This window comes from Streptomyces sp. NPDC008121 (assembly GCF_042957155.1).
Taxonomy (GTDB): Bacteria; Actinomycetota; Actinomycetes; order Streptomycetales; family Streptomycetaceae; genus Streptomyces.
This window is the reverse complement of record NZ_JBIBHT010000005.1, coordinates 201944-217119: the sequence shown is the minus strand read 5'-3', so window position 1 is coordinate 217119 and position 15176 is coordinate 201944. Positions and strand designations below refer to the sequence as shown.

Below are 15176 nucleotides of genomic sequence, written 5' to 3'. Positions count from 1 at the left end.
CCGCCACCCCGGGCCCCCGCCGCCCCCCTCACGGGTACCCGGACCCCCCTCCCCGCGCCCGCGCCCATCAGGCAGCATGGCCCCATGTCCGTACTGACGCGCGACGAAGCGCAGACCCGTGCCCAGCTCCTCGACGTCCAGCACTACGCGGTCGAGCTCGACCTCACCACCGGAGACGACACCTTCGCCTCCGCGACCGTGATCCGGTTCACCACCCGCACCACCGGGGACACCTTCGTCGAGCTGAAGCCCGAGACCCTGCACTCCGCCACGCTCGACGGCACCCCCCTCGACCCCACCGCACTCACCGGCAACCGCCTCCCCCTCACCGGCCTCACCGCCGGCGAGCACGAGCTCCGGATCGAGGCCGCGATGCGGTACTCCCGCACCGGCGAGGGCATGCACCGCTTCACGGACCCCACCGACGGCGCCACGTACGTCTACACCCAGCTCTTCATGGAGGACGTCCAGCGCGTCTTCCCCGCCTTCGACCAGCCCGACCTCAAAGCCGTCTTCGAGATGACCGTCCGCGCCCCCGAAGACTGGACCGTCCTCTCCAACGGCATCACCGAGCAGCAGCCCGACGGCCGCTGGACCGCCGCCCCCACCCCCCTCCTCTCCACCTACCTCGTCTGCGTCGCCGCCGGACCCTGGCACTCCGTACGCACCGAACACGCCGGCCTGCCCTTCGGCATCCACTGCCGCCGCTCCCTCGCCCCCCACCTCGACGCCGACGCCGACGAGATCCTCGACGTCACCAAGGCCTGCTTCGACCGCTTCCACACGATGTTCGAGGAGCCGTACCCCTTCGACTCCTACGACCAGGCCTTCGTCCCCGAGTTCAACGCCTCCGCCATGGAGAACCCCGGACTCGTCACCTTCTCCGACGAATTCGTCTACCGCTCCGCCGTCACCGACACCGAACGCCAGACCCGCGCCATGGTCATCGCCCACGAGATGGCCCACATGTGGTTCGGCGACCTCGTCACCCTGCGCTGGTGGGACGACATCTGGCTCAACGAGTCCTTCGCCGAGTACATGGGCTACCAGACCATCAACGACGCCACCCGCCGCTTCCCCGACACCTGGGTCGACTTCGCCGTCTCCCGCAAGGCCTGGGGGTACGACGCCGACCAGCGGCCCTCCACCCACCCCGTCGCCCCCGACCCGGCCGCCGTCCCCGACACCGCCTCCGCCCTCCTCAACTTCGACGGCATCTCCTACGCCAAGGGCGCCTCCGCCCTCCGCCAGCTCGTCACCTGGATGGGAGAGAAGGACTTCCTCGCCGGCATCAACGTCCACTTCGCACGCCACAAGTTCGGCAACGCCACCCTCGCCGACTTCATCGACAACCTCGCCACCGCGACCGACCGCGACGTGCACGGCTGGGCCGAACGATGGCTGCGCACCACCGGCGTCGACACCCTCACCCCCGAACTCGGCCGCGAGGACACCCGCACCACCCTCACCATCCGCCGCGAAGGAAACCGCCCCCACCGCGTCACCGTCGGCGTCTACGACCGCGACCTCATCGACGGCCGACGCCTCGTCCTGCGCGAACGCATCGAACTCGACATCACCGACACCCCGGCCGACGAGCCCGTCGAACTCCCCGGCCCCCGCCCCGCGCTCGTCGTCCTCAACGACGGCGACCTCACCTACGCCAAGATCCGCCTCGACCCGGACTCACTGGAGACCGCCCTGCGCGGCCTCTCCGGCATCCCCGACGCCCTCACCCGCGCCCTCGTCTGGAACACCCTCCGCGACATGGTCCGCGACGGCGAACTCGCCCCCGACGACTACCTGCACACCGCCCACGCCCACCTCCCCGAGGAGACCGACCTCGCCATCGTGCAGGGCGTCCTCGCCTTCGCCCGGAACCAGATCGCCGACCGGTACGTCCCCGCCGACCAACGCCCCGCCGCGCTCGCCCTCCTCACGTCCCTCGCCCGCGACCTCATCCGCCGCACCGAGGACGGCTCCGCCCCCGGACTGCGCCTCACCGCCGTCCGCACCTTCATCAGCAGCGCCACCCAGCCCGACACCATCGCCGCCTGGCTCACGGAAGGCACCGTCCCCGGCGGCCCCGAGACCGACCCGGAGCTCCGCTGGCGGATCCTCGCCCGGCTCGCCGTCCTCGGCGCCGTCGACGAGACCGCCCTCGACAAGGAACTGGCGCGCGACCCCAGCGCCACCGGCCAGGAAGGCGCCGCCCGCTGCCGCGCCGCCCTGCCCACCGCGGAAGCGAAGGCCGCCGCCTGGTCCCGCCTCTTCGACTCGGACGACCTCTCCAACTACCTCTTCGCCGCCACCGCACAAGGCTTCTGGCAGCCCGAACAAGCCGAACTGCTGCAGGAATACGTCCCCCGCTTCTACCCCGCCGCCACCGCCCTCGGTGCCCGCCGCGGCCCCGCCATCGCCGAGGCCGCCGGCCGCCACGCCTTCCCGGCCTACGCCATCGACCCGGACGCCCTCGCCCTCGGCCACACCCACCTCACGACCGCGGACCCGACGCCCGCCCTCCACCGCAAGCTCGTCGACCAGCTCGACGACCTCGCCCGCGCCCTGCGGGCCCGCACCCTCTGACACCCCACCCCGGGCCGCCCGCACCTCCGGCGGCCCGGGCCCCGACGGCCCAGCCCGCTCCCCCCGCGGCCGGCCACCGGCACCCCGCGTCCCCCGTTCGGGTTGCGTCCCACGGCTCGCCGGACAAATCCGTGAAACCCCCGGCAAGCTCGTGCCATGCGTGCCGCGCCCTCCCCGACGATCCCGCCCCTGGCCGGAGGCGAGACCGGCCCCGACGCCCTGCGCCCCCTCCTCGACACCGTCCTCGACGCCCTGCGCGAAGGAGCCGCCGCCCGCGGCGGACCACTGCCCGCCGGAGGACCCGCCGCGGTCACCGCACGACTCCGCGAAGCCCTCGGAGAAACCCTCCCCGACACCGGCACCGACCCCCGCGAAGCGCTCCACACCCTCACCCGCGCTCTCACCGAAGGCGCCGCGGACCCCGCCCACCCCCACTGCGCCGCCCACCTCCACACCCCACCCCTCGCGCTCGCCGCCGCCGCCGACCTCGCCGCCTCCGCGCTCAACCCCTCCATGGACTCCTGGGACCAGGCCCCCGCCGCCTCCGCCCTGGAACACCTCGTCACCCAAGCCCTCGCCGCCGAGGTCTACCCCCACGCCCCCCACCCCGACGCCCTCGTCACCACCGGCGGCACCGAGTCCAACCAGCTCGCCCTCCTCCTCGCCCGCGAACGCCACGGCCCCGCCCGCGCCGTCCAGACCGTCGTCGCCGCAGCCGCCCACCACTCCTTCCACCGCGCCGCCTGGCTCCTCGGCCTCCCCGAACCCGTCACCATCCCCAGCCCCACCGGCACCCTCGACCCCGTCGCCCTGGACGAGGCCCTCACCCACCTCCACGGCCCCCTCCTGGTCGCCGCCACCGCCGGCACCACCGACACCGGCCGCATCGACCCCCTCCCCGAGATCGCCGACCTCTGCCGGACCCACGGCGCCGACCTCCACATCGACGCCGCCTACGGAGGCCCCGCCCTCCTCAGCGCCACCCACCGGCCCCTCCTCGCCGGCATCGACCGCGCCCACACCGTCACCCTCGACCTGCACAAACTCGGCTGGCTGCCCGCCGCCGCCGGCATCCTCGCCGTCCGCGACACCGCCGACCTCACCCCCCTCGCCCACACCACCGACTACCTCAACGCCGACGACGACACCGAAGCCGGCCTGCCCGACCTCCTCGGCCGCTCCCCCCGCACCACCCGCCGCCCCGACGTCCTCAAGATCGCCGTCGCCCTCCGCGCCCTCGGCCGCACCGGCCTCGGCGACCTCGTCGACCGATGCGCCACCCTCGCCCGACACCTCGCCGACCTCGTCGACAAGAACCCCGCCCTCGAACTCTACGAACGCCCCACCCTCACCACCGTCCTCTTCCGCCCCCGGCACGCCCCCGACAGCCACATCGCCGCGATCCGCCGCACCCTCCTCACCCAAGGCCGCGCCGTCCTCGGCCGCGCCCGCGCCGACGACAGACTCTGGCTCAAGGCCACCCTCCTCAACCCCCACACCACCCCCGACGACCTCGACACCCTCATCACCCTCGTGGAAGGCAGTACCGACCGATGACCGGCAACACCCCACAGACCGACCTCGACCACCCCCACGATCTCGTCGGCATCGGCATCGGCCCCTTCAACCTCTCCCTCGCCGCACTCGCCCACGGCGTCCCCGGCGGACTCCAGACCGCCTTCTTCGACCAGAACCCCGCATTCCACTGGCACCCCGGCCTCCTCATCGACGGCGCCACCCTCCAAGTCCCCTTCCTCGCCGACCTCGTCACCCTCGCCGACCCCGCAAGCCCCTGGTCCTTCCTCAACTACCTCCGCACCCGCGAACGGCTCTTCCCCTTCTACTTCGCCGAGAAATTCCACATCCAGCGCGCCGAATACGACGCCTACTGCCGCTGGGTCAGCACCCACCTCCCCGACCTCCACTTCGGCCACCAAGTCGACGCCGTCCGCTGGAACCCGGAACGCTCCCTCTTCGAAATCGACTTCACCCAACTCGACCCCGACGGCGAAGCCGAAGCGCTCGGCCGCGCCCACGCCCGGCACATCGTCCTCGGCGTCGGCACCGAGCCCTACATCCCCGACCCCCTCAAACCACTCGCCGACGCCCCCGGCGTCCCCGTCATCCACTCCGCCCACTACCTCGACCACCGCCAGCAACTCCTCGCCGCCGACCACGTCACCGTCATCGGCTCCGGCCAGTCCGGCGCCGAGATCTTCCTCGACCTCCTCCGCGCCCGCCCCACCGGCGCCGAGAAAATCCACTGGCTCGCCCGCACCGAAGCCTTCGCACCGATGGAGTACTCCAAGCTCGGCCTGGAACACTTCACCCCCGACTACACCCGCTACTTCCACGGCCTGCCCGAACCCGTACGCAACGACCTCGTCCCCCGCCAATGGCAACTCCACAAAGGCATCGACACCGACACCATCGCCGCCATCCACGACGAGCTCTACCGCCGCACCCTCCACGGCGGCTGGCCCGACGCCGTCCTCACCCCCGGCGTCCGCGTCCGCACCGCCGGCCGAGTCGCCACCACCAAAGTGGAACTCCACCTGGAACACACCCAGCAGGCCACCCGCACCCGCCTCACCACCGACGCCGTCGTCCTCGCCACCGGCTACCGCGAACGCCCCGTCGACCGCATGCTGGCCGGACTCGACCCCTACCTCCGCCACGACTCCGCAGGCCGAGCCCGCATCGACAACACCTATCGCCTCGTCCTCGACGCATCCGTCACCGGCTCCGTCTACGTCCAGAACGCCGAAACCCACACCCACGGCGTCGGCGCCCCCGACCTCGGCCTCGCCGCCTGGCGCAGCGCCACCATCCTCAACACCCTCACCGGCACCGAGCCCTACCCCCTGCCGCACCGCACCGCCTTCACCAGCTTCGGCCTGGAACGCCGAGAGGCGCCACGCATCCCGGCCCAAAGCCAGAAGCTGACGCCCCTCACCCAACTGACATGAACCACCCGGACGGTCGATCCCCCCAGGTGTTTCCCAAGACGCCCTAGAACACGGCAACCCCGTCCCGCGTCAGCCTCCAACCCACCGAGGCGAACTCCCCCGGATCGACCGTCCCCTTCGCCTTCACCCACTGAATGATCGTGTTGCGAATCTCATCCGAATTCGCCCACACCTGCCGCGCCCCCGCCACATGCGGAAACGCCCCACCCCCACTCGCGCGATAATTGTTCACCGCCAACACGAACCGCGCGGCCGGATCGACCGGCCGCCCCTCGAACGCCAGACCCACGACCCGCGAACCCGCCGGCTTGGCGATGTCGATCTCGTACGACAACCCGTACACCGCGTCGTAGTTGTAATCCGGAATGCCCCCCGCGTTCGTCAACTTCGCCGTGTCCACCGGCACCCCCGCCGGAGTCTGCACGTAATACCGCGCCGAGAACTCCAGATAGTCCCGCACCTGCGCCCCCGTCAACACCCGCGCCTCCAGCGTGTTCTCGAACGGATACAGCCCCGCCGCATCCTTGATCGTGACCTGACCCGCCGGAATCGCCGCCGTCCGGGAGAAGCACGACGCCTGCGACAACACCGGCAGCCCGGCGAACTCCCCACCCGCCAGCGCCGCCCTCACCGTCTCCGCCTGCACATGGTTGATCAGGTCGATGATCGGCTCGTCCTTCCACGGCGCGTCGGCCGTCGCCATCGCCGCCGTGGACGTACCGATGACCTGATTGACGTACGCCACCACCTTCCGGTGCTCGTCCACCAGCAACCCGGTGATCTTCGGGTCCTCCTCCACCGTGTTGGAGTTCAGGACCTGCGCCGCGACCTTCTCCACCGTCCAACGACCCCGGCTCCAGACCAGGTCGAAGTCGAACAACGTCAGCCGCTGCCCCCACTTCAAAGGCTCGGACAGCACCACATCCCGACCCGTCTCCTTGTTCCGCACCCGGTACTCCGGAATCTCCGTATGCGCGTGCCCGACGAGGATCGCGTCGATCCCCGGCACCTGCTCGGCCACCAGACCCGCCGCGTTCTCCACATACGGAAGCTGATCACCGTACGAGGACGTACCACTGGAACCACTGTGCGCCGACACCACCACCACATCCGCACCCATCGACCGCAGCCGCGGCACCCACTTCGCCGCCTGCTCCTCAAGCCCCGGGAACACCATCTTCCCCGTGACATTCGCCTTGTCCCAGATCGCGATCCCCGGATTCGTCAGACCCAGCACCGCCACCCTCACATCCCGCCCGTGCGGCGTCCGCAACCGGTGCATGCTGAACGGCGGGAACGCCGGCCGCAGCGTCTTCGCATCCAACGCATTCGCACCGAGCAGCGGAAAATCACACTGCTCCTCGAACTTCCGCAACACCGGAATGCCGTAATTGAACTCGTGATTACCCAACGCGGCGGCGTCGTACCCGATCGCATTCATCGCCTGGGCCATCGGATGGACCGGCCCACGCCGCGCGGTGATCGGGTCCACCTTGGCGTAGTAATACGAAAGCTGCGTCCCCTGGATCGTGTCCCCGGCATCGATGAGCAGCGTGTTCCGCCGCCCCTTCGCCCTCCGCACCTGCTCCACGAGCGTCGAGATCTTCGCCAGGCCCACGTCATTGCGCGCCTTGTCGTCGAACTCCCTGTCCGTGAAGTAGTCCCAGTTGAAGACGTTCCCGTGCAGATCGGTCGTCCCCATCACCGTGAAGGAGTACCGCTTCGCCGGCCTCGGCGGACGGCCATGCGCCTCCGCGGGGACGGCGACCCCGGCGGTCACAGCGGCTCCCGCCCCGACGACGACGGAGCTCTCCAGGAAGGTCCGGCGATTCAACGGCATGTGTCTCTCCTTGGTCCAGTGGCGCACAACGCGCGTAGATTCTGGCCCAGACGCCACTCCCGCAACAGGCTTTGCGGGTCACGGAGTGGGAAAGTGTTCGACACCGCGCCCCCCAACACCCCCCACCGACCCAGGAGCCCGCCATGACAACCGACACCCCCACCCCCGCCGCACCCCACGTATCCGTCCGCGGCGAAGCCCACCTCGACGTGGAACCCGAGATCGCCCGCATCGACATCACCCTCACCGCCCGGGACACCGACCGCGCCACCACCCTCGACCGACTCACCCACCGCAACGCCCACATCCTCGACCTCACCCGGTCTTACGGCGAAGCCGTCGAAAAGCTCGAGACCGGCGCCTTCTCCATCGCCCCCGAAACAGCCAGACACGGCCGAGGCGACCGCATCCGCGCCTACCAAGGCCGAGTCCGCCTGACCGCCGAACTGAACGACTTCACCGCCCTCGGCGAACTGACCACCCGCCTCGCCGACCAAGAGGCCACCCGCATCGACGGCCCCTGGTGGGCCCTCCGCCCCGATTCCCCCGCCTACGCGGAAGCCCGCCGACTCGCCGTACACGACGCAGTCCAACGAGCCCGCGCCTACAGCACCGCCCTCGGCACCACCCTCGCCGCCCTCCTCGAACTCTCCGACACCGGACTCCTCCCGCCCCCCACCACCCTCCGCGGCAACCGCATGGCCTTTGCCGCCGCGACCGCCGACGAACCCACCGACGAACCCACACCCCTCGACCTCGAACCCCGACGACAGACCGTCACCGCCGACGTCACCGCCCGCTTCACCATGCACCCGCCCACCCTCTGACCCCCCGCCCCCACCCCACACCTGCTCATCGGAGCACACCCCCGCACATATTCAAGACTTGTCAATAACCTTTCATGCAAAGGTTGTTGAACAGCCATGCCACGCCCCTGCTCTACCCATCGGTAAGCCCTAGGCTCACACCATGCGCCGAGCGAAAATCGTTTGCACCCTGGGCCCCGCCACCGACTCATACGACCAGATCAAGGCACTGGTCGAAGCCGGAATGGACGTCGCCCGCCTCAACCTCAGCCACGGCACCTACGCCGAACACGAGGAGCGCTACCAGCGCGTCCGCAAAGCCTCCGACGAAACCGGCCGCAGCATCGGCGTCCTCGCCGACCTTCAAGGCCCGAAGATTCGCCTCGGCCGCTTCCGCGAAGGCCCCGTACTCCTTGAACGCGGCGACGACTTCACCATCACCGTCGAACCCACCGAAGGCGACCGCCACCTCTGCGGCACCACCTACGACGGACTCGCCACCGACGTCACCACCGGCGAACGCATCCTCGTCGACGACGGCCGCGTCACCCTCGAAGTCACCTCCGTCGACGGCCCCCGCGTCCACACCCGCGTCGTCGAAGGAGGCATGGTCTCCGACCACAAGGGCCTCAACCTCCCCGGAGTCGCCGTCTCCGTCCCCGCCCTCTCCGAAAAAGACATCGACGACCTCCGCTGGGCCCTGCGCACCGGCGCCGACGTCATCGCCCTCTCCTTCGTCCGCAGCGGCCGCGACATCGACGACGTCCACCGCATCATGGACGAAGAAGGCCGCCGCCTCCCCGTCATCGCCAAGATCGAAAAGCCCCAGGCCGTCGAGAACATCGACGACATCGTCGCCGCCTTCGACGGCATCATGGTCGCCCGCGGCGACCTCGGCGTCGAAATGCCCCTGGAACAAGTCCCCATCGTCCAAAAGCGCGCCGTCAAACTCGCCAAGCGCAACGCCAAACCCGTCATCGTCGCCACCCAGATGCTCGACTCGATGATCGACAACTCCCGACCCACCCGCGCCGAAGCCAGCGACGTCGCCAACGCCGTCATCGACGGCACCGACGCCGTCATGCTCTCCGGCGAGACCAGCGTCGGCAAATACCCCGTCGAAACCGTCAAGACCATGAGCCGCATCGTCGAAGCCGCCGAAGAGGATGTCCTCGCCAAGGGCCTGCCCCCACTGACCGACCGCAACAAACCCCGCACCCAGGGCGGCGCCGTCGCCCGCGCCGCCGCCGAAATGGGCGACTTCCTCGGCGCCAAATTCCTCGTCGCCTTCACCCAGTCCGGCGACACGGTCAAACGCCTCTCCCGCTACCGCTCCCCGATCCCCCTCCTGGCCTTCACCCCCGACCCGGCCACCCGCTCCCAGCTCAACCTCACCTGGGGCGTCGAGACCTTCCTCGGCCCGCACGTCGACTCCACGGACGCGATGGTCGCCCAGGTCGACGAGGAACTGCTGCGCATCGGCCGCTGCCGCAAGGGCGACATCGTCGTCATCACCGCGGGCTCCCCGCCCGGAATGGCCGGCTCCACCAACCTGGTCCGCGTCCACCACATCGGCGACCCCCTCACGAACTGAGGGGAGCGGGTCAGGACTTGGGCCCGACGTGCAGATCCATGAGGGCGACGGAGGCTTTGCGGGCGACGGAGATGTTGTACGGCTTCCCGTTCCGGGTGCAGTGCGTCCAGTCGACACTGAGCTTGTCCAGCGTGTCGGTGTAGAGCTGCCGGATGTCATCCGAGACATTGGTGAACCAGTACCGTGGGTACTCGTACCGCTTGCGCTCACCGTTCACGAGGCGCGTCGCCCAGTTCATGGTCCGGCAGCCGTCGGAGTGGACCAGGCCACGGACGAATTCCCAGGGGTGCGCGTCGACGATCGCCTGCTGCCAGCCTTCCAAGGCGATCTTGCGCTCATGCTTCTTGCCGGGTCCGTGTTGGGGGAACATGCACGTCCAGTGCTTTGTGTACGACTTCACCTCGGCGCATCCCTGCCTGATCCGTCGGGCCACCCTCGGCGCGGCCATCACTCTGCGCATCGCCGATTCGGCGGCGTCGATCAGTGCCGGCCAGGAGGCGGCGCAGAAGATCGACAGGTGGTGTTGACGGGGCTTCGAGATGATGTGGCCGTCGCCCAGGTAGAGCCCCAGGAGATAGGCGTAGGCCGGCGCGTCGAGCGACCGGTCCGTACACAGGGGACAGTCTGTGGGGCGTTCGAAGCGGACGCCGCTCCTCCGGCGTTCCTCCGAGAGCCACCAACCGACTGTGCCGCGCGGCACGTTGAGGCGCTCTGCCACCGCCCGGTTGGTCAGCCCTTGATGCAGGAGTGCGAGCGCTTCGTCGCGAATCGAAGAATTGTGCTGATTCATATCGGCAGCTTGGTCGGATCGCGACTCGCAGAAAATGGAATCGAAGAAACGTTCACCGTGACGAGTGAAGATCATCGAACCCTTGCGATTCCTTGGAATCGAAGGGGAAGTGCCCCGGGTGGGATTCGAACCCACGCTGTATGGTGTTTGAGACCATCGCCTCTTCCGCTGGGCTACCGGGGCCCCTTCGAAACGAAGGTCAGTGGCAACCTGCTGTGTCTCAAACATACAGGACCTAGGTAGGCTCCTGTAGCAGTACCGCCCCGCAACGAGGAGCCCCCGTGACCGCCCCCGAGTCGCCCCAGCCCGCCGCCGACGATGCTGATGCGTCGCACGTCCCGCCGCTGACGACCCGTGTCGTCATCGCCGAGGACGAGGCCCTCATCCGCCTCGACCTCAAGGAGATGCTCGAAGAAGAGGGCTACACGGTCGTCGGCGAGGCCGGCGACGGCGCCCGGGCCGTCGAGCTGGCCCGGGAGCACCGGCCCGATCTGGTGATCCTGGACGTGAAGATGCCCGTCCTGGACGGCATCTCGGCCGCCGAGAAGATCGCGGGGGAGTCCATCGCCCCGGTCCTCATGCTCACGGCCTTCTCGCAGCGCGACCTGGTGGAGCGGGCGAGGGACGCCGGGGCGATGGCGTACCTCGTGAAGCCGTTCAGCAAGAGTGACGTGGTGCCGGCGATCGAGATGGCGGTTTCCCGGTTCGCCGAGCTGCGGGCGCTGGAGAAGGAGGTCGCCGACCTCTCCCAGCGGCTGGAGACGCGGAAGCTGGTGGACCGGGCGAAGAGCATTCTGCAGACGCAGTACGGGCTGTCCGAGCCGGCGGCGTTCCGGTGGATCCAGAAGACGTCGATGGATCGCCGGATGTCGATGCAGCAGGTCGCGGAGGCGGTCATCGAGGACGCCGAGGAGAAGAAGGCGGCCAAGGGCCAGCAGGGCCAGCAGTAAGGCAGTCGTACCGTACGTACGCGAGAAGGCCCGCCCCACATCGTCGTGGGGCGGGCCTTCCGTTTGGGTGGAGCGGGGTGGCGGCTACTCCTCGCCGAGGTAGGTCTTGCGGACCTCGTCGTCGTGGAGCAGGTCCTGGCCGGTGCCGGAGAGCTTGATCGAGCCGACCTCCAGGACGTAGCCGTAGTCCGCCAGGGAGAGGGCGGCCTGCGCGTTCTGTTCGATGAGGAGGATCGTCATGCCCTCGGCCTTGAGGGTGGCGATGGTCTCCATGATCTTCTGCATCATGATGGGGGAGAGGCCCATGGAGGGCTCGTCCAGCATGAGCAGCTTGGGCTGGGACATGAGTGCCCGGCCCATGGCCAGCATCTGCTGCTCGCCGCCGGAGAGGGTGCCGGCGGCCTGCTTGCGACGTTCGCCCAGGATGGGGAAGAGGTCGTAGGCGCGCTGGACGTCCCGTTCGATGCCGTCCTTGTCCTTGCGGAGGAAGGCACCGAGCTGGAGGTTCTCGGCGATGGTGAGCTTGGGGAAGATGTGGCGGCCCTCGGGGGAGTGGGCCATGCCGAGCGAGACGACCTTGTGGGCCGGGATGCCGTTGAGGACCTGGCCGTCGAAGGTGATCTTGCCGCTGGCGGGTTTGATCAGCCCGGAGAGGGTGCGCAGGGTGGTGGTCTTGCCGGCGCCGTTGGTGCCGATGAGGGTGACGACCTGACCGGCTTCGACGGAGAAGGAGATGCCCTTGACGGCCTCGATCTTGCCGTAGGCGACCCTGAGGTCCTCGACCTCGAGAAGTGCGGTCACTTGGAGTCTCCTTCGGTGGTGCTGTCCGCGTCCTTGGTCGCGGGTGCCTCGGGGGCGGCCTTGTCGGCGGCGGCCTTGGCCTTCGGCGGCTCCGGGGTCTCCGGGGCTTCCGGGGTCTCGGGCGCCGTCGGAGCGGCGGGGGCCTCCGGGGCCGTGGGGGCCTCGTCGGCCTCCGTGGCCTCGGCGTCCGCCGCCTCGGCCTCGGCCTCCGCGTGCGCCTCGGCCGCCTCGACTTCGGCGACCTCGTCCGCGCCGGGGGCGCCCTCGAACGGCGTGCCCAGGTACGCGGCCACGACGCGCTCGTCGCCCTGGACGACCTCGGAGGTGCCTTCGACGAGCTTCTCGCCCTGGACGAGGACGGCCACCCGGTCGCACAGGTTGAAGATGAACTTCATGTCGTGCTCGATGACGAGGACGGCGATGCCCTTGTCGCGGATGGCGAAGACGAGTTCCTCGGTGGTGCGGGTCTCGTTCTGGTTCATGCCCGCCGTGGGCTCGTCGAGCAGGAGCAGGCCGGGGTCGCTGGCCAGTGCGCGGGCGATTTCCAGCTTGCGCTGCTCGCCGTAGGGGAGGTTGCGGGCGAGGTGTTCGGCCTTGTGCTGGAGGCCGATGAACTCGAGGAGTTCCATGGCCCGTTCGCGGGAGGCGGTCTCGGCCTTCTTGAAGCCGGGTCCGCGCAGGAGGGCGGACCAGAGGCCTTCCTTGGTGCGGGTGTGGCGTCCGACGAGGACGTTTTCCAGGACCGTCATGTTGGAGAAGAGACGGATGTTCTGGAAGGTGCGGGCGATGCCGGCTTTGGTGACCAGGTGCGGCTTGGGCGGCAGCACGGTCCCCTTGTAGCTGACCGTTCCCTCGGTGGGGACGTACAGGCCGGTGAGGCAGTTGAAGAAGGTGGTCTTGCCGGCGCCGTTGGGGCCGATGAGACCGACGATCTCGCCTTCGCGGACGGTCAGGTCGACGTTGCGGACGGCGGTGAGTCCGCCGAAGCGCATGGTGACACCGCTGGCGTCGAGGACCGTGGCGGCGGTGGAGGCCGCTGCCGTGTTCTCCGTGGTGGTGGTCGTCGTCATGGCGTTCACGCACCCGCCTTCGAGGTTCCGACGATCGGGTCGGCCGGGGGCCGCTGTTCCGGTACGTCGAGCTTGTCGGCGCTCTCCTCGTGCTCGTGGTATTCGAGCTGGGCGCGCCGGTTGGGGATGAGGCCCTCGGGGCGGAAGCGCATCAGCAGGATGAGCGCGAGGCCGAACGCGAGGAGCTGGTAGTCCTTGAGGAAGGCCAGCTTCTCGGGGATGAGGAAGAGCAGTGCGGCGCCGAGGAGCGGGCCGCGGATGGTGCCCATGCCGCCGAGGATGACGGCCGCGAGGAGGAACGCGGAGTTCGGGGCGACGGGGCCGGCGAACACGTACATCTCGGGGAGGACGGTGCCCTGGAAGTGGGCCTGGACGGTGCCGGCGACGCCGGCGAGGGTGGCGCCGAGGGCGAAGGCGATGAGCTTGACGCGGAAGCCGTTGATGCCCATGGCGGTGGCGGCGGTCTCGTCTTCGCGGATGGCGACCCAGGCGCGGCCGATGCGGGAGTCCTGTGCCCGGCTGAAGACCAGGACGACGAAGACCATGACGAGGAGCATCAGCAGGTAGTAGTTGGCGTACGAGCCGAGTTCCACGCCGAGGATGGTGTGGGTCTCGCCGAAGTCGTAGCCGAAGATGTTCAGCGCCGGGATGTTCGGGATGCCGTTGGGGCCGTTGGTGATCTGCGGTCCGTTGTCGCCGTCCATGTTGTTGACGGTGATGCGGAAGATCTCACCGAAGCCGAGCGTCACGATGGCGAGGTAGTCACCGTGGAGCCGGAGGGTCGGGGCGCCGATGATGACGCCGAAGATCAGCGAGGCGATGGCGCCGATGATCATGGCGACCCAGAACGGGAGCTGGATGTCGAACGCGGAGGCGGTCGATCCGGAGACGAGGGCGGCCGTGTAGGCGCCGACGCCGAGGAAGGCGACGTAACCGAGGTCGAGCAGGCCTGCCAGGCCGACGACGACGTTGAGGCCGAGGGCGACGGTGGCGAAGATCAGGATCTGCACCGCGATGACGGTGAAGGTGTCCGTGGCCTGGGTGAAGGGGAAGACGGCCGCGGCGGCGAAGGCCGCGACGGCGGCGATCTGCTTGTTCTTCGAGGCGATCGCCGAGAGGCGGCCCATGAGGCCGGATTTGTTGAACGCGCCGGCGGCGAGGCCTGCGAGGAGCAGGTAGCCGATGAACAGTTCGGGGTACTCGGTGGAGATGCCGTAGGTGACGGCGTACATGCCGAGGGCGAACGCGACGACGATGATCAGGATTTCGGCCCAGGAGGGGATCTCCTGGGGTTTCGCCGGCTTGCGGGAGTCGTCCTTGAGGGAGAAGGCCGCGAGCGGGATGAGGACGGCGACGAAGGCGACGTAGGCGCCGGGCTCCCAGTGGGCGAGGCCGCCGAGCTGCACGGCGATCGCGATCACGGTGTACCAGGTGGTGCCGAGTGCCGCGAGGGCGAGGAACTGCAGCGCCTTGGTGGAGCCGGCGGGGGTGAGCCAGCGCAGGCCCTTGATGCCGAGTCCGGAGAGGGCGAACAGCGTGAGGAGCAGGCCGCCGACGAGGGTGAGGACCTGGAGGCCGCCGGGGTAGCCGGAGACCGTGAGGTTGCCGGGGAATTCGGTGGTGTAGGTCCAGGCGAGGAAGGTGCTGGCGACGGTGGCGAGGCCACCGGCGGCGACGATCCAGTGGAGGAGGCCGGGGGTCTGGGGGGCCTCGGTCTTCTCGGGGGTGCCGGAGACGTCGGGGGTCTTGGTGAGGTCGGTCGTCATCGCG

At 69.4% G+C, this 15176-nt stretch carries 11 protein-coding genes and 1 tRNA gene; 6 read left to right on the top strand and 6 right to left on the bottom strand.

Annotation, left to right across the window (positions count from 1 at the left end):
* Window positions 1-84: 84 nt before the first annotated feature.
* From pepN to ACFZBD_RS18550, 3 genes are all read left to right on the top strand, one after another.
* Complete coding sequence (gene pepN / locus ACFZBD_RS18560) at window positions 85-2586, top strand: aminopeptidase N (protein WP_391140655.1); 2502 nt, start codon at window positions 85-87, stop codon at window positions 2584-2586.
* 156 nt (window positions 2587-2742) lie between these two features.
* The gene (locus ACFZBD_RS18555; protein ID WP_391140654.1) at window positions 2743-4143 is read left to right on the top strand and encodes an aminotransferase class V-fold PLP-dependent enzyme; all 1401 of its coding nucleotides are present in this window, start codon (window positions 2743-2745) and stop codon (window positions 4141-4143) included.
* Complete coding sequence (locus ACFZBD_RS18550; RefSeq protein ID WP_391140653.1) at window positions 4140-5555, top strand: SidA/IucD/PvdA family monooxygenase; 1416 nt, start codon at window positions 4140-4142, stop codon at window positions 5553-5555. Before ACFZBD_RS18555 ends, ACFZBD_RS18550 begins: the two co-directional genes overlap by 4 nt.
* A 43-nt stretch (window positions 5556-5598) precedes the next feature.
* Here ACFZBD_RS18550 and ACFZBD_RS18545 read toward each other — a convergent pair whose 3' ends face one another.
* The gene (locus ACFZBD_RS18545; protein WP_391140652.1) at window positions 5599-7395 is read right to left on the bottom strand and encodes a 5'-nucleotidase C-terminal domain-containing protein; all 1797 of its coding nucleotides are present in this window, start codon (window positions 7393-7395) and stop codon (window positions 5599-5601) included.
* 143 nt (window positions 7396-7538) lie between these two features.
* Here ACFZBD_RS18545 and ACFZBD_RS18540 point away from each other — a divergent pair, with 143 nt between their 5' ends.
* Window positions 7539-8222: an SIMPL domain-containing protein gene (locus ACFZBD_RS18540; protein ID WP_391140651.1), complete on the top strand. Its 684-nt coding sequence runs from the start codon at window positions 7539-7541 to the stop codon at window positions 8220-8222.
* A gap of 142 nt (window positions 8223-8364) precedes the next feature.
* Entirely contained in the window at window positions 8365-9795 is a 1431-nt protein-coding gene (gene pyk, locus ACFZBD_RS18535) for a pyruvate kinase (RefSeq protein ID WP_391140650.1), read from the top strand.
* 10 nt (window positions 9796-9805) lie between these two features.
* Here the strand turns inward: pyk and ACFZBD_RS18530 are convergent, their stop codons facing one another.
* Complete coding sequence (locus ACFZBD_RS18530; RefSeq protein WP_391141193.1) at window positions 9806-10585, bottom strand: helix-turn-helix domain-containing protein; 780 nt, start codon at window positions 10583-10585, stop codon at window positions 9806-9808.
* A gap of 110 nt (window positions 10586-10695) precedes the next feature.
* A tRNA-Leu gene (locus tag ACFZBD_RS18525) sits at window positions 10696-10768 on the bottom strand.
* Between the two features lie 98 nt (window positions 10769-10866).
* On the opposite strand from ACFZBD_RS18525, the gene ACFZBD_RS18520 reads away from it, so the two are divergent.
* Window positions 10867-11535, top strand: a complete 669-nt coding sequence (locus ACFZBD_RS18520) for a response regulator (protein WP_391140649.1) — start codon at window positions 10867-10869, stop codon at window positions 11533-11535.
* A gap of 84 nt (window positions 11536-11619) precedes the next feature.
* Here ACFZBD_RS18520 and ACFZBD_RS18515 read toward each other — a convergent pair whose 3' ends face one another.
* Genes ACFZBD_RS18515 through ACFZBD_RS18505 form a run of 3 tightly spaced genes read right to left on the bottom strand, consistent with a single transcriptional unit; the run spans window position 11620 to window position 15172 of the window.
* On the bottom strand, window positions 11620-12336 hold the full coding sequence (locus ACFZBD_RS18515; RefSeq protein ID WP_391140648.1) for an ATP-binding cassette domain-containing protein: 717 nt from the start codon (window positions 12334-12336) through the stop codon (window positions 11620-11622).
* Window positions 12333-13406, bottom strand: a complete 1074-nt coding sequence (locus ACFZBD_RS18510) for an ATP-binding cassette domain-containing protein (RefSeq protein ID WP_391141191.1) — start codon at window positions 13404-13406, stop codon at window positions 12333-12335. Before ACFZBD_RS18510 ends, ACFZBD_RS18515 begins: the two co-directional genes overlap by 4 nt.
* Window positions 13407-13411: 5 nt before the next feature.
* A complete protein-coding gene (locus ACFZBD_RS18505) occupies window positions 13412-15172 on the bottom strand; it encodes a branched-chain amino acid ABC transporter permease (RefSeq protein WP_391140647.1) in 1761 nt (586 codons plus the stop codon).
* Window positions 15173-15176 lie beyond the last annotated feature (4 nt).

What these genes read in the sequence shown, in the direction of transcription:
- pepN (WP_391140655.1), top strand. Translation starts at nt 85, where the DNA reads ATGTCCGTACTGACGCGCGACGAAGCGCAGACCCGTGCCCAGCTCCTC.
- ACFZBD_RS18555 (WP_391140654.1), top strand. Translation starts at nt 2,743, where the DNA reads ATGCGTGCCGCGCCCTCCCCGACGATCCCGCCCCTGGCCGGAGGCGAG.
- ACFZBD_RS18550 (WP_391140653.1), top strand. Translation starts at nt 4,140, where the DNA reads ATGACCGGCAACACCCCACAGACCGACCTCGACCACCCCCACGATCTC.
- ACFZBD_RS18545 (WP_391140652.1), bottom strand. Translation starts at nt 7,395, where the DNA reads ATGCCGTTGAATCGCCGGACCTTCCTGGAGAGCTCCGTCGTCGTCGGG.
- ACFZBD_RS18540 (WP_391140651.1), top strand. Translation starts at nt 7,539, where the DNA reads ATGACAACCGACACCCCCACCCCCGCCGCACCCCACGTATCCGTCCGC.
- pyk (WP_391140650.1), top strand. Translation starts at nt 8,365, where the DNA reads ATGCGCCGAGCGAAAATCGTTTGCACCCTGGGCCCCGCCACCGACTCA.
- ACFZBD_RS18530 (WP_391141193.1), bottom strand. Translation starts at nt 10,585, where the DNA reads ATGAATCAGCACAATTCTTCGATTCGCGACGAAGCGCTCGCACTCCTG.
- ACFZBD_RS18510 (WP_391141191.1), bottom strand. Translation starts at nt 13,406, where the DNA reads ATGACGACGACCACCACCACGGAGAACACGGCAGCGGCCTCCACCGCC.
- ACFZBD_RS18505 (WP_391140647.1), bottom strand. Translation starts at nt 15,172, where the DNA reads ATGACGACCGACCTCACCAAGACCCCCGACGTCTCCGGCACCCCCGAG.